The sequence below is a fragment of the Bifidobacterium sp. LH_730 genome, from assembly GCF_056355835.1.
The window spans coordinates 48081-63681 of the sequence record NZ_JBKETB010000012.1 but is presented as its reverse complement, the minus strand read 5'-3'; the positions used below and the strand labels follow the sequence as shown (position 1 = coordinate 63681).

Sequence of the window (15601 nt, the reverse complement as noted above, 5' to 3'; positions counted from 1 at the left end):
ACAGAAACCGGAAGAAAAGCATGGCTTGGGAAAAACAAAGAGTCAAGGAGCGTGCGAGACGAATGGAAGTCGGCTGGCCTCTCGGTGGGTAATAAAGAGCAAGCAAGCGGAAAGCAAGAACATGCCGTCCGTTCCCTCACCGCGTTCACATGGTCAGGCTGTCGGGGTTCAGGAGAAAGTCGTAGACGCTCATGGTCAGGATGCCGCGTTCGTCGCGGGTGGGCTTGACCACGTCCCGCACGAGCACGATCTTGGAGAAGCTGTCGTCGATGCCACGCAGGGAGGCCTTCTCCTGGGCGACCTTCTCCTCGTCGGGTAGCTGGTAGGCGGACTGGATGTAATAGCGCCTCGAGCCGAGGTTGGCGACGAAATCGACCTCGAGCTGCACGCGCCGCGCGTGTCCGTCCACGAGGGGCCGCTGCTCGACCACGCCCACGTCCACCGAGTAGCCGCGCATGCGCAGCTCGTTGTAGATGACGTTCTCCATGATGTGGGTCTGCTCGACCTGGCGGAACCCCAGCCGCGCGTTGCGCAGGCCCATGTCCTCGAAATAGTATTTCTTCGGGCTGCCGATGTATTTGCGGCCCTTGACGTCGTAGCGGCGCGCCTCCTCGATGACGAACGCGTCCTGCAGGTGGCGGATGTACGAGGCGATGGTGTTCACGCTGACCGACGAATGCAGCCGGCTTTTGAAGGTCGCCTCTATCTTGGCGGGATTGCTCAGTGCGCCGATGGATGACGCCAGCACATCCACGAGGTCGTCCAGCTCCTGCGTGCGGCGGATCCGGTTGCGTGCGACGATGTCCTTCAGATACGTCTCCTCGAACAGGTTCTCCAAATAGCGGGTCTTCTGCTCGTCCGTGCGCATTGACACGGTCAGGGGCATGCCGCCGAACACCACGTACTCCGCCCACCCGTGCTGCGCGTCGCCGTCGTACGCCTGCATGAACTCAGCGAACGACAGGGGGCGGACCCGCACCTCGTCGCCGCGTCCGCGGAACTCGGTCATCACGTCAGTCGAGAGCATCTTCGAGTTGCTGCCGGTCACGTACACGTCCACGTTGCGCAGGCGCAGCAGTCCGTTGAGCACCCCATACAGGCGGGGCGGCGTCGTCCCCCTGAGCTCGTCGTCCGATATCGCGTACTGCACCTCGTCGAGCAGCACGTAGTATTGCTTGTCCCCGTCCGTGATGAGCGAACGCAAATGCTCGGCGAGCCTGGCCGGGTCTCGATAGGCGGCGTTGAGCTCGTCGTCCAGAGCGACCTCGACGATGCACTCGTCCGGCACCCCGTGGCCGCGCAGCCAACCCGAGAACAGGTCGAACAGCAGGAACGTCTTGCCGCACCGGCGTGCTCCCGTGACGACCTTGACCATGCCGTTGCCCATCCGCGCCACCAAGGCGTCGAGGTACCAGTCGCGTTTGATCAGCATGGCGTCGTTCCTTCCACCGCACCCAAGGTACTGAATTATATTGCCATATATGCCGAGAAAATTCAACAGCAGTGCTCCGGAGCACGGGACAAAGGTGCGGTCCGCCGGTTTTCTGCCCCCTAGAAGAACATCCTTTCTTTCTAGGGACAGGAAACAAGGCGTCGATGGATGGTTCCGTTGGCGTGTAGCGTTCTTGGAAGTTATTGCGGCGACGAGGATAAGGAGGCGTCTGCGATGACGATGATTGAGCCTTTGGCCAGGCTGTGCATCTGTCCGCTAGGGATATTGCCGCGGAGCGCGCGCCCATCGAGTCGCGCTATGGCAACCGAGACCGTCTGGCTTCCTGCACAATCTCATCGGACCGTCCTTGGAACAGCGCTACGCATCGCACTGCCTTGAGGATTCGGATTCCCTCGGGACTCGCGGTGAGCGGACCTTCGCATTGTCGCCGGTAATCTGGGATTCGCGGACCTCGCAAGCCTCCGGTTCATCCAGCATAGCCGGAGAACCTGTTGACGGGAGTTTCGGAAACATCGAGGATCGGACGCGGCTGTGTCGGTGGCTCCGGCAGAACATCAACGCCGACATGTCCGCCTAGGACCGCCGCATGCCGGCTATACCCTACCGTTTCCTGGATCCACCATGAACGATGAGTCCCGCGACAGTCGCAAACCTTTTGGAACGGGAATGCTCAAAATGCCGATGCCTTGGCATGCGCCATGGAACAATGCGTCCGGTCGGGGATGCGACCAGAGTTTTGAGGATGCGTGACGTTCAGTCTTCCAAGTCTCCGTCGGCGGCGAGGAATTCCATGAGGTTGAGGTGGCGCACGCCATCGCGCTGGTCGGGCAGGGGGTCGAGGGTGAACAGGTAGCAAGGATAGCTGTCTTGGATATGGCGGAAGGGCCGGTACTCGCGCTCCTCGACGGCCGGGTCCTGCACGCTCAGGGACACTTGGATGTAGGCGTAGCGTTCGTTGCGTCGGGCGATGAAATCGCATTCAAGCTTGCCGATCCTGCCGACGGACACTTGGTATCCCTTGGATATCAGGTGCGTGTACAGGGCGTTCTCCAACGCTGGCCCGTAGCCGAGACGGGCGTCGGCGTTGCGCGCGCGGTATATTCCCAAATCGGCGAGATAGTATTTCTCTCCTCCGCGCAGCGACCGACGGCTCTTGAGATCGAATCGCGGGCAGCGACACAGGATCTTGGCGTTCTCCAATAGCCGGATGTAGGTGGCGAGCGTCTCCCGTTTAATCCGCACGCCCTGGGTGTGCTCCAGGTAGGCGATGATGCCGGCCAGGTTCGTGGGCGAGGCGTAATTGTTGATCAGATAGGTCTGCACGCGTTCGAAGGTGTCGCGGTTGGTTACCCGGCGGCGGGCGGTGATGTCCTTGTCGAAGATCTGGCGAATCACATCGCCCACGTAGCGTTCCCGAGCTTCCGGCGCGTCGTATTCCACGGACTTGGGGAACCCGCCGAAGGACAGCCAGTCTCGGAAACTGGCCGCCATCGGCTCGTCCGGCTTGCCTAGGAACCGGCGCATGCCAAGGTATTCGGCGAACGAGAACGTGAACATGCCGACCTCAATGTAACGGCCCGTCAGCTTGGTGGCCAGCTCCCCCGACAGCAGATACGAGTTCGAGCCGGCCAGGAAGATGGACACATCTCCTTCCTCCCGCCACGCGTTGACCACCGGCTCGAACCCGGGAACGTTCTGCACCTCGTCGATGAACAGATATCGCATGCCATGCGTGCCGCGCAGCCGCTCCTCGATCAACGCGTCCAGTTGGTCCGCCTCGCGCACGCGCCGGTATTCTCGGCGGTCGAGGTTCAGCTCGGCAACATTGCCTGCGGGCACGCCTTGGGACAGCAGGTCGCCGGCCACCGTGCGCAGCAGGCTCGACTTGCCGCAGCGCCTCACCCCGGTGACCACCTTGATCAGCCCGGCATCGTCACGGAACGGACGCAGCTGCTCCAGATAGCGTTCGCGACGATAGAGGGATGCCGCGGCTTCCTCCGAAACCACGTCGTCCATCTCTTTCCCGGTGGCATTTATCATCATTCATATGAAAATACCCCCCGGAAGAGACGTTCGGGCTTGCGGGCGGCCATGCTTTTGTTGACTTACCGCAAGTGATATGGCGCTGCGTTTATCCGAGGCGGTTGTTTCGAGAATCCTTCTCGCGATGAGTTTCGGCGTCACCGCGGCCGCGAGGTCGCATCGACGTACCCGGCACGACTCGCCGAAGTAGGCGACCGCCTGTTCCCACATGACGATTGCATCCACTTTAGATCCGCAACCCAAGGCGTCTCTCTTCTCCATGACCATGAGCGGCAGACGACCGATTCCTCCGTCACGTTCTTTCGACAACCATCCCGGCGAGGGCGCGTGCGCAAGCTTGGCCTCGATACCCACGGCCGTTTCAATGCCCCGCCTCATCACGTAACGCGACCGAGATATCCTGGGGCCGGACGCCCGCACTGAACATTGAAATATGTCCGAAATCTTCTCTCGGCACATTGCGAAGAAAGACCTCGAATGCGGTCGGCGTCTCTCTGATCTCCGCTGCGAACGCGCGTGTCAGCGACGGCTCGCTTCCCAGCACCGGCATATCAGTCAAATTGTCCATATTCATTCCGCCCCAATTCCGTACGCAGCGACCTTGCGGCTCATGGACCGATTGCACACACATAACGCCGGCGAATCAGTCTCTCTACGCCCACGCGCATGATTGACGGCACGGCAACGACGAACTCAGCACATCCGCAATTACGTGATTCCCTGACGCAAAACATGCTTGCTCTTTCCGGTCTCTGCGTTCTCTGCGTCCCTAGAGGACAGGAAACAAGGCGATCCTGGCCGGCTGGGTTTTGGGACATTCATGCCCGATTTAGGACACGGTGTCCTATAATGTGTCCGGAAATGGAGAATGATTCGGGGTGGAATCGAGGGACGCGATGGATATCCGGGGGTTCGAGGAGATCCTGCGGTCGGGCGAGAGCTCGACCGTGGAGTTCAAGCGGTGCGGAGGCAACCCAGGTTCGGACACGTTCGAGACGGTGTGCTCGTTCGCCAACCATGCGGGTGGCTCGATATTCCTCGGCGTGACCGACGACGGCGAAGTGACGGGCGTGCCGGAGGGAGCGGCACTGAGCATCGAGCGTAACGTGGCGAACGTGACGGGCCAGCACCAGTCGTTCAGCCCGACCCTGGCCGTGGAGACCGAACGGTTCGAATACGAGGGACGGACGGTCGTGCGCGTGTGGGTGCCGCCCACCTCGTCGGTGTTCCGCTACAAGGGACAGGTGTGGGACCGGGTGGCCGACGCGGACAAACGGATCGATGGGGAGATGCAGATCACCCAGATGTACATCCGCAAGCAGGGCATCTTCACCGAGCGGCGCGTCTACCCGGGCCTGTGCATGGCCGACCTGGACCCGACGTTGATGACACGCGTGCGCACGATGGCATCCAACAAAACCCCGGGACACCCGTGGTTGGCCATGGGCGACGAGGAGCTGCTGCGCAGCGCCAGGCTGGTCGCGCGCGACTATGGGGCGCGCTCGGAGGGGCTCACGCTCGCGGCGGCTCTCCTGCTGGGCCGCGACGACGTGATCGCGGACCTACTGCCCGCGTACAAGACCGACGCGGTGGCCCGCTTGGAGGACCGGGACCGCCATGACGACCGGCTGGTCGTGCGCACGAACCTGATCGACGCGTACGACCAGCTCGCAGGGTTCCTGCGCAGGCATCTGCCCGACCGCTTCCATCTGGAGAGGGACGTGGCCGTCAGTCCGCGCGACAGGATCGTGCGCGAGCTGGTGTCGAACACGCTCGTGCACCGCGAGTACTCCAGCCCCATCCCCGCCCAGATCACCGTCACCCCCGATGGCGTCGAGACGCGCAACGCCAGCCGCCCCGCGTTCGAGGGGGAACTTGACCTGGGGTGCTTCACCCCGGTGCCCAAGAACCCGGTCATCGCGGACGTGTTCGTCCAGATCGGACTGGCCGAGGAACTTGGCAGCGGGGTCCGCAACCTCGTCAAATACACGCGCGTCTACTCGGGCGGGCGGCCCGAGCTCAGGGACGGGCTCGTGTTCACCGCGTTCGTGCCGACCGGCGCCATTCGGGACGAACGGACGCATTATTCCCCGGCCGGACGGGAGCCGGACGGGAGCATGGAATCGAACGGCCCCGTCGGCGCCATCGGATCCGCCCATGACCTCGAGGAGGTCGTGCGGCGTATGCTCGACGCCACCGGCGAGGCCACAGTGGCGGCCGCGGCCCGAGAGGCGGGCGTCAGCGTCCGGACCGCGCGCCGCTACTTCTCCCAGCAGGTCGCCCAAGGTGCTTTAATCGCGCTCGGCCGCACACGCGACCGCCGGTACGTAAGGGCGTGACGCCCCGGCCCAATTATCCGAGGCTGGCGCGGCAGTCGTTTCTTCCACGCGTCGTTTCCTACCATCCTTCGTTCCTGTCCCTAGAAGAAAGGTTCCAGGAACATGACTGGAAACAAGAATGCATGGCGCGCGCCGCTCGCGGGTCTTGCCTCTCTCGCGATGATCGCGACGATGGGCATGGCCGCGGGAACCGCGAACGCCACGTCTAGTCTGAAGCCCAATGAGGGTGATCAGTATTTCAAGGTTGGTGTGTATCGTGCGGACAAGCCTTATGCGGCGCTTCAGAGCACTCCGATCGATAGCTACGTCTATGGCCAGACCTTCGATCTGGACAGCCTCACCGATCCGTATGTTGCCAACGACGATGGCAAGGTCCTGACCGGTTACTCCTATGATTTGGCGGGTAAGAACGTGGTCAAGGACGCGTTCGCGGTCAAGGGCGATACCAAGCTGTACGCCCAGTACGCCGACGCCGTCAAGGTTACCTTCAAGGGTGCTGGTACGGCCGGCTCCGATGCAGTGCTTGAAATTGCGAAGGGCTCCGGCGTGACCGAGGCTGATTACGCGAAGCACATCACCGAGCCGACGGCCCCCGCTGGCCAGGTGTTTGCCGGCTGGAAGCTGACGAACAACGAGGATGCCGAGGACCTGTACACCGGCGAGGCGCTGAACTCGGACACTGTTCTGTACCCGGTGTTCCGCGTCTACTCCTCCGAGGAGGATCAGAACAACGCTTCTCAGGTGTTCTTCCATGTGTCGGACAGGAACGACAAGGATGTGACCCTTTACACGCTGGACGGCAAGCCGTTCCCGGCGTACCGCGCCCCGGAGGGCACGTGGCTGGACAAGGCAGGCAACTCCTACGACTTCGCCACTCCGACCGATTCCGATGCGAACATCCACTACGATCCGTCCAACAGCCCCAAGGGCGCCGATTTGGTGCTGACCGAGGTTGAAGCAGCTTCCGACAAGAACTGGACCGTGACCTATAAGTTCAACGCTGATGGTGTGAAGAACGCCGACGCGACGAACAATGGCAACAGCAAGGGTGCGACGGTCGTTAAGCACTACGCCGCCGACGACCAGGCCGAGCAGCCCGCCGACCCGGCCGTGAAGAATGCCGTGTTCACTGGCTGGTACGGCGTCAACGGTGCCGACGTTGATTTCAACACCCCGGTCTCCCAGCTTCCCGGTGCCGACAAGTCCACCCGCACGGTGAGCATCGAAGCTGGCTGGGATACCAAGAACGTCGCTCCGGTTGCCTACTACTACAACTACAAGGCCCAGGCTTGGCAGCTGCCCGTCGCAGGTGAGGCCGCCGGCAGGGTGACTCCGAAGACCGGCAAGGCCCTCGACTACGTGACCGTGGGCAACAAGCTCCCGGAGCCGACCGGCCTTGAGGACTACTTCCAGACTTCCGCCGACAAGGATCACGGCACCTATACCTCCAGCAAGGTGTCGGCTTGGCTGTCCGTGGCGGACAACGCTCCGATTTCCACGGTGAACGCCGCTACCTCTGTGTACGCGAAGTGGGATTCGGCCGAGGCCATCCTCCTGAACGGCAACGGTGGCTCGTTCTCCAACGGCAACAACAAGATCTACGCGTCCAAGACCGATTCGCAGAAGTGGCAGGACGTCGTGGAGACCCCGATGCGCGACGGCTTCACCTTCACGTTCTGGACCAACCCCCAGAAGACCCTGCGCGCCAACCTGTTCGACGGCTACTACTACAACAACGCCGGCGACAAGGTCGCCAAGATCGTCGACGGCAACGAGATCCTCGCCAACTGGGTCGAGAACAACGCCGACCAGCTGGGCGCCAAGGTCTACCAGTACGGCCTGTCCTTCACCAACAAGGCCAAGGACGTCGCCGACCTCGTCAACAAGGGCTACACCGAGGACTCCTCCAAGGCGTTCGTGGACGCCATGTACAAGGTCGAGGACGAGTACCAGTCCTACCTGCGTCTGACCGACCCCGAGGCCAAGCGTGCCGCGGCTGAGAAGATCAACGCCTCTATCGCGTCTGCTGAGGCTCTTCTGGTGAAGGCTGGCAACCCGGTGGATCCGCCGTTCTCCTCCCCGTTCGCTGATGTGACGGTGGACACGCCGCACGCTCAGGACATCAACAAGCTGTTCGAGATGGGCATCACGACCGGCTGGACCGAGCAGAACGGCACGCTCACGTTCCGTCCGACGCTGAACATGACCCGCCAGGATTACGCGGCGTTCCTGTACCGCTTGGCCGGCAGCCCGGAGTTCGACCCGGCGAAGGCGACCAAGACGTTCGCCGACGTTAACGCGACGACCCCGCACTACAAGGCCATCCTGTGGGCCGCCTCCAACGGCGTGATCACCGGCTTCGCCGACAACACGTTCCGCGGCCTGGCCTCCATTCAGCGCCAGGACGCCCTGCAGATGCTCTACAAGCTGGCCGGCAGCCCCGAGGTCGCCGACGACGCCGCGAACTTCACCGACGCCGCGAAGACCCCGTTCAAGGCCGCTCTGGCTTGGGCGAAGGCGACGGGTGTGTCCACTGGCTATCCGGACGGCTCGTTCGGCGTGGGCCTGAACATCATCCGTCAGGACATGGCTGCGTTCCTTGTGCGCGCTGCCGCCGTCCTCGACAAGTGAGGCCTAGTTCCTTTCAGGATTTGGTTCCGCTGATGTGATTAAGGAAAGCCCCTGGGGATCCGTTAGAGGTTTCCGGGGGCTTTCCCCTACCTGCACCGCCGTTGGCTTATCCGACGCGTGCGGGGTGTTGATGCCAGTCCGGCCCCGGGCCTGGGCGGGTGGTTTTCGGATTCTTTCCTACGCGAGAAAGCGATTGGGATGAGGGAACATAGATTTTTCAGAAGGCTCGCGGCGCTGGCCGCGGGCGTGGCGATGCTCGCCACGGGCGGCATCGTGACCGCCACCGCCAACGCGGCGGAAACCGAGCCGCGCGCCGGTTCGGATACGAGTTCGTGCGTGTGGGGCGAGACGGCTGCCGGCCTGCCGAAGGTCTGTTGGCTCGACATGAGCGGTTTCCAGGGCCAGACCGGCTGGAATGGCAAAGCCGTCAATGGCACGATGGATGTGAACATCGGCAACGGCTACAAGCTGTCGTTCGACACGAAGACCACGGGACGCAAGGTCGAGGCGAGCACTGTGCCGACTTGGATCGACAAGGAGACCGGCGAACTCAAGTCGTGGTTCGGCCGCGAGGGTTACAAGGGCTTCGGCGACGCGAAGCTCGCCCTCTACCAGCCCACGGTGAACAGGTGGAGCAAGCAGAACACCACGACGATTGAACTGACCAACATCAGCCTCACCTATAACGGGCAGAAGGTCACGGGCGATTGGTCGCTGGTCATGGGTGATGGCGAGAGCTCGAACGAGAGCGAGGCCATCGCCTACAAGGCAAAGCCGAGCCAGGTGTCCGAGTGCACGACCCTGCCCACCAGTTCCAAGTTCGAGTGCGACCTGCAGGAAGACAACGGGTGGATGGTCGCGCATGGCGACGATAAGTCAGGGTCGGTTAATGGCGTGCCGTACACCACCATCGCCAAGGCCAAGACGCCGACGAGCGTGAGCGTGCAGTTGCGCGCCAGCAGCTATAGCTCGCGTCAGGCGATTGTGTTCGGCGTGCAGTTCGTGACCGCGACCGCCAAGCGAATCACGGACGCCGACTACACGAATCCCGTGCCGGGGGTGAAGGCGAACGCGACGGTGTCCGCCGATGGTTTCGGAAGCGTCGTGGCCAAGGACGGCGACGCGGTCCTGCCGATTATCGCCTCCGACAAGCAAGTGAAGGCCACATACGGACTCGAGGCTGCGAACGAAGCATCCAAGGACTTCGCCAAGTGGTACCAGATTTGCTACGCGGACAACAATGGCCAAGCGCAGTGCGACGACAAGTACGATAAGCCGGTCACGCTCGACGCGGACTCGAACGCGTCGCACACGCGCAAGTTCACGCTCAAGGGCATCACGCCGACGCTCAACGGCGTCAAGAACCTCACCGTCACGCCCGACGGCTCTCAGCTGGCCGAAAGCCAGAGGATTGACCGTACGTTCCGCTTCAACATCAAGCGCACCGACTCCAACGGCGCGCAGGTTAAGTACACGACCTCCGACAAGAAGACCAGCGGCGACATCAACTCCGACGACACCCTCACGGGTGCCGCGGAAGCGACCGTGGAGAAGGACAAGACCAGTGCGGACATCAAGCTGCCGAAGCTGTTCTTCCAGCGCGATTCAAAGCAGAAGCTCACGTACACGTTCGACATCATTGAGCAGGAGAGTGACTACGATGGCGTGACCACCGACACGGCCAAGCACACTCTCACGGTGAACGTCGACACGGACGGCTCGGTCACGTACTCCACGAAGAACGACGACACGGAGCAGACCAACGGCAAGATCGAGTTCAACAACACAATCGAGGCCCGCAGCAAGATCGACGTGACGTTCATCAACCCGACCGTCTACGACGGCACCAACCCGGTCGAGACCCGTGAATACTGGTCTGGCGAAGAGTTCGGCGCACTGCCCGACGTCTCGAAGCTGACGGCCCCCGAGGGCAAGGTCTTCGACCACTGGGCTGTGTACACGTACGACGGCAAGAAGCCCACCGGCACCAAGGCCGTCGATTCGTCGGACAAGGTCACCAAGGATTACTGGGGCGAGAACAACCCGCATTACGTGTACGCCCTGTTCAAGGACGCTCCCGCGCCGGAGAACGCCAACGTAAACTTCATCGACACGCTGGACAACGGGCAGACCGGCAACATCATCGGCACCCGCACCTATAAGGTCAACACCACTCTGAGCGAGTGGCCCACGGATTTGCAGATGCCCGTGCACGAGGGCTATGAGTTCGTCGGCTGGTCCCTGAACAAGGACGACAAGACGACCATCGCTCCCGGCGACGTGACCGTGCCCGCGGAGGGCGTGAACCTGTACGCGGTGTGGAAGAGGCAGGCGCCCCAGCCCGTCTCGAAGGTCACAATCGTGTACTTTGATCAAGATGCCAAGGATCCGTTCAAGACCGCGGACTACAAGGCCGGCGACGCAATCGCCGACGAGCAGGGCGGATGGGCTGAGAAGCCCGATGCCCGCAAGGACTCGAGGTTCTTGGGCTACCGGTACCGTGTCGAGGGCAACGTCAACGAGCCGTTGGCCAAGCCGTCCGAGAAGGGCGGGCCTGCCGATGAGAACGGCAATGTCACCGAGGACTTCGCTAATGCCCATAACGGGGCGAAGCTGATGCTCGAGGCGGTGTGGCAGAAGGCCGAGCCCGCTAAGGCGAACGCCGGGGACAGCCTGAAGGTCGTCAAGAAGCTCACCGGTGACATGACGACCCGCGCCTTCGAGTTCGTCCTCAAGGACCAGAACGGCACTCAGGTCGCCACGACCGGACGCCAGGACGTGACCACCGGCGAGGAGAAGTCCTTCCCGCTGGAGGGCACGCTGGAGTTCACGTCGTCGGGCGAGCACAAGTACACTCTCTCCGAGGTCGAGGATGGTCAGCCCGGTGTGTCCTACGACCGCAACACGTACACCGTGACCTACAACGTGAAGTACGACGCGGCTTCCAACAAGCTCGAGGTGGCCGGCGATCCGACGATCACCGACAAGGACGGCAAGCCAGTCGAGGCGCCCGTGCCGTTCAACAACGGCTATGACGCGTCCGCGGCCACGCTCGACCTGACCAACGCGCTCAAGGGCACCAAGACCCTTAAGGGCGATCCGTGGCAGGGCGAGTTCGTGTTCGGCCTGTACGAGACCGAAGACGGGCACACCGCCTCCGAGCCACTCGACACCGCGAACGTGGATGCCAGCACGGATGGCAAGCCCGAGGGCGGCGTGTTCGCGTGGCACTTCGACAAGACCCTGACCTTCGACGAGCCTGGCGTGCACGAATACGTCGTCAAGGAGCACAACGACGGCGTGGAGGGCATGGACTATGACAACACGCAGTACAAGGTCGTCGTCAACGTCGTCAACAACGACAAGACCGGCGGCCTAGTCCCGCAGGTCACCATCGAGAAGGACGGCGTGAAGGTCGACTCCCTCGACTTCACGAACACGTACGCCGAGCCCGCGGTCCCGCCCACCCCGGATCCGGATCCTGATCCGAGCCCGGAGCCCGATCCCAGCCCGGACCCGGACCCGACGCCGGTGCCGCCGGCCTGCTCGGAGCCGTTCGTGGACGTGGACGAGACGACCCCGCACTACGCGGAGATCGAGTGGGTGTACTGCAACAGGATCGCCGAAGGCTGGAAGGAAGCCGACGGCACCATCACCTACCGTCCCCGCAACGAGGTGACCCGCCAGGACTACGCGGCGTTCCTGTACCGCTTGGCCGGACGCCCCGACTACACGCCTTCCGCGTCGGATTTCAGGTTCTCCGACGTGACCCGGTTCACGCCGCATTACAAGGAGATCCTGTGGGCCGCGAGCCATGGCTACATCACCGGCTTTGAGGATGGCACGTTCCGCGGCATGGCCTCGATCCAACGCCAGGATGCGGTGCAGATGCTGTGGCGTCTGGCCGGCAGCCCGGAGCCGAAGGATGTGTCGGATAACTTCACCGACGTGGCCCTGACCCCGTTCAAGCAAGCCTTGGCATGGGCGAAGGAGACCGGCGTATCCGTCGGCTTCCCGAACCCCGATGGGACCGCCAGCTTCGGCGTGGGCAAGACGATCATCCGTCAGGACATGGCGTTCTTCCTGAAGAACGCCAAGGCGACGCTCGGCTGATGCGCCGCCACCGCTCTCCAGGAGTCATCCCGGGGAGCAATACGGCGGGCATGACCAGGGAAGTTCCCCGGCCATGCCCGCCCGCCATATCCGTTTTCCTTTCATAAGTGAGGAGTGCTGGCCTATGGGAACGCATACGAGCGCGTTCGATGAGGCAACCCGCGCCTATTTGTCGCGCCTGCCCGCGGTGAGCCGGGTGGGTGAGAGCCGAATTTTCTACGCGGACAGGTTTCGCGAACAGGCATTGCGTGAATACATGGCCGGCGGCTCGCCGGTCGAGATCTTCCGGAGGGCGGGCATGGGACCCGAGCTGATCGGATACAAGCGCATCGAGCGCGCTTTCGCCCGATGGCGGCAATCCGCGCGTCTTGCCTCCCCGCGCCCGAACCCGGGACGCCCCCGGCGCGACGCGCAAACCTACGACACGAACACGGACACGATGCCCGTAGCGAGCATGGACCCGCGCGACCGACTCATCGCCAGCCAAGCCCTGACCATCGCCCAACTCCAACAACAAATCCAGGAACTCCAGCAGCCTCAGTAACCGCAACAGATCACAACGCGAACAAGCTCATCGCTCCGCAGATCCAAACGCCACGCACTACAATGCAAGGTGTTGGTCTATGAAAGTCCAAGGAGAAGGAGAGCCCCGATGGGCAGAAAAGCATATGCCAGTTTGGCGGCACTTGCGTTGGCGGCAGGCATGTTGGCTCCCATGGCAGCGCCGGCCATGGCCAAGGAAACAGAACCATCGCAGCCCGCCGCGCCAGAGGCCGGTCATAACGGCTGGTGGGAGGCCGACGGCAAGAAGTACTGGTACGACCATGGCACCATGGCCCGATCCAAGCAGGTCTACGACCCCGCTTCCGACGCGTGGTATTGGTTCGACGCCGACGGCACGATGGCGAAGAACAAGGATGTCTACATCCCCAACCAGTACAAGTGGGTGCGCTATGATGCCAACGGCCATATGCGCAAAGGCGAGGACTACCGGTATGGCAACTGGTATTACTTCGATCCCATCACCGGCGCCATGACCAAGGGCATGGTCTATCTGCGCGACGGCAATAAGTGGGTGTATTACGATCCGGTCACCGGCGCCATGCATCATGACCTGAGCTACATCGACGGCGCTTGGTATTACTTCGACCATCACACCGGCAAAATGGCGCACAAGATGACCTATGTGCCCGAATGGAACGCCTACAAATATTTTGACGACGTCGACGGTCGCTGGAATCAGGGGCAGGAAACCGCCGCATGGACCGAGCCTTCGCAGGAAAGCCCCTATCCGAATCTGCGCACGACGCCGAATCTCAACATCCAGGTGTCCATTGCGAACCAGCAGACCTATGTGCGTTCCGGCAACACCGTGATCTACACGATGATTTCCTCCACCGGTCTCAACGATTGGACGCCGCGCGGCGATTACACGGTCAATGGCCGCGGCCGCTCGTTCATGAACCCGGATGGCATGGGAGCGAACAATTGGGTGCGCTGGCGCGGTCCCTATCTGTTCCATTCCGTGCCGATCAACCGTTTCGGCCAATACATCCCGTCCGAGGCCGACAAGCTGGGTCGTCCGGCCTCGCACGGCTGCGTGCGTCTGACCATCCCGGACTCCCAATGGTTGTTCGACCAGCTGCCCGATGGCACGCCGGTGCACATTTACTGAATTACCGAATCCAATAAAACTTGGAGCGGCCCCGTCGAGGGGGCCGCCCCAAGTTTTATCTGTGTTCTGCTAACGATCAGCCGAAATAATACGGGCGCGCATATCCGACCAGACCACCGCCATACACGCGGGTTGCGTTGCGCTCGGCGATGCTGCTGTATGCGGCGTCGGCGATCCACACCGCACCGCGTTCGACGCGCACGACGATGCCGGCATGCGAGGCGGACTTGTCCCGCGCCCAGGTGCTCGAGGCCGGGGAGAAGCGATAGAACGCGATGTCGCCGACATGCGGCGTCATCGACACGCGGCCGCGCGCACGATACCAGTCGAAGTTGTGGTGGGGCCATCCGCTGGTCGCCCCATCACTGAAGAACAGACCCAGACCGGCCTGATTGAACACCCACCAAATCCATTCCGTGCACGGGCCCCAGGGGCACAGCAGACCGCCCGCGTTGCGCAGCGCGCCAGCCGCGTCGATGTTCTTGCCGTAGGAGGACCGGGCGGTGGCGAGAACCTTGTTGATGATCTCGTCACCGGACCACTGGCGGCCGGTGGCAGGGTCGAAGTAGAGATGACGGCCGTTGACCATATGGGCGCCGTATTGCATGCGGCCGGTGGTGGGATCGTAATAGACCCACTTGTTGCCCTTCTTCAGATAGGTCATGCCCTTGGCCATCGCGCCGGTGGTGGCGTCGAAATAGTACCAGCCATCGTCCTTGAAGTCCTCGCGGCCTTTGACCATGCGCCCAGTGACGTCGTAGCGCACCCATTTGTCGGCCTTGGGCATGTAGACGTCCTTGCCCTTCGCCTGCGTGCCGTCGGCGTCGAACCACATCCATGCGTTGGCCGCCGGGTCGTAGACCTCCTTGGAACGGGCCATGACGCCATGGTCATACCAATGACGCACAGCAACACCATTGACTGTCTCCTCGACCCAGCCGTTCTTTGGTTGTTCCGGTTCGGTCGGATCGTTGGGCGTGCTAGGTTCGGTCGGCTCGGAGGGAACCGACGGCTGCTCGGCATCATTGGAATACGTCGCAGGCGCGGAGCCATCGGGCGAGACGCTGGACTGTGCATCATCGATATGGGTGCCGTCCTGAGCGACCACATCCTGCATGATCGTTTGCTCCGTCGTATTTAGCGGCAGCTCGTCGCCGAGCGCAATGGCCGGATACGCCACGCCCTGCACTAAGGTAACGGCGAAGAATCCCGCCGCAATGGCGGACGCTGCTGAGTGCCTAGACATAGTAGATACCCTCTTTCATTTCCCTCGTCATGGCGTCGCCATACGCAAAACGGTCAGCATACTATTCCGCTGCATACATGTCGTCAACTTGCCATCCCGAT

Annotated in this window: 10 protein-coding genes; 5 read left to right on the top strand and 5 right to left on the bottom strand. The window is 62.3% G+C overall.

Features of this window, described 5'->3' with window-relative positions; all coding sequences use genetic code 11:
- Positions 1-145 precede the first annotated feature (145 nt).
- The 4 genes from AC1AUD_RS11690 to AC1AUD_RS11675 form a co-directional block, all read right to left on the bottom strand.
- Complete coding sequence (locus AC1AUD_RS11690) at positions 146-1432, bottom strand: ATP-binding protein (RefSeq protein ID WP_476574555.1); 1287 nt, start codon at positions 1430-1432, stop codon at positions 146-148.
- Between the two features lie 774 nt (positions 1433-2206).
- Entirely contained in the window at positions 2207-3469 is a 1263-nt protein-coding gene (locus tag AC1AUD_RS11685) for an ATP-binding protein (RefSeq protein WP_476574554.1), read from the bottom strand.
- Between the two features lie 27 nt (positions 3470-3496).
- Positions 3497-3850, bottom strand: a complete 354-nt coding sequence (locus AC1AUD_RS11680; RefSeq protein ID WP_476574553.1) for a hypothetical protein — start codon at positions 3848-3850, stop codon at positions 3497-3499.
- 7 nt (positions 3851-3857) lie between these two features.
- Positions 3858-4064 (bottom strand): hypothetical protein, encoded by a 207-nt coding sequence (locus tag AC1AUD_RS11675; protein ID WP_476574552.1) that lies wholly within the window; start codon positions 4062-4064, stop codon positions 3858-3860.
- Between the two features lie 328 nt (positions 4065-4392).
- Here AC1AUD_RS11675 and AC1AUD_RS11670 point away from each other — a divergent pair, with 328 nt between their 5' ends.
- The 5 genes from AC1AUD_RS11670 (at position 4393) to AC1AUD_RS11650 (ending at position 14254) form a co-directional block, all read left to right on the top strand.
- Complete coding sequence (locus AC1AUD_RS11670; protein WP_476574551.1) at positions 4393-5835, top strand: RNA-binding domain-containing protein; 1443 nt, start codon at positions 4393-4395, stop codon at positions 5833-5835.
- 102 nt (positions 5836-5937) lie between these two features.
- On the top strand, positions 5938-8466 hold the full coding sequence (locus tag AC1AUD_RS11665; RefSeq protein ID WP_476574550.1) for an S-layer homology domain-containing protein: 2529 nt from the start codon (positions 5938-5940) through the stop codon (positions 8464-8466).
- Positions 8467-8664: 198 nt separating this feature from the next.
- Positions 8665-12579: a Spy0128 family protein gene (locus tag AC1AUD_RS11660; protein WP_476574549.1), complete on the top strand. Its 3915-nt coding sequence runs from the start codon at positions 8665-8667 to the stop codon at positions 12577-12579.
- A gap of 124 nt (positions 12580-12703) precedes the next feature.
- The gene (locus AC1AUD_RS11655; RefSeq protein ID WP_476574548.1) at positions 12704-13123 is read left to right on the top strand and encodes a hypothetical protein; all 420 of its coding nucleotides are present in this window, start codon (positions 12704-12706) and stop codon (positions 13121-13123) included.
- 108 nt (positions 13124-13231) lie between these two features.
- Positions 13232-14254, top strand: a complete 1023-nt coding sequence (locus AC1AUD_RS11650) for a L,D-transpeptidase (protein ID WP_476574547.1) — start codon at positions 13232-13234, stop codon at positions 14252-14254.
- Positions 14255-14330: 76 nt separating this feature from the next.
- Here AC1AUD_RS11650 and AC1AUD_RS11645 read toward each other — a convergent pair whose 3' ends face one another.
- Positions 14331-15500: a CHAP domain-containing protein gene (locus tag AC1AUD_RS11645; protein ID WP_476574546.1), complete on the bottom strand. Its 1170-nt coding sequence runs from the start codon at positions 15498-15500 to the stop codon at positions 14331-14333.
- Positions 15501-15601 lie beyond the last annotated feature (101 nt).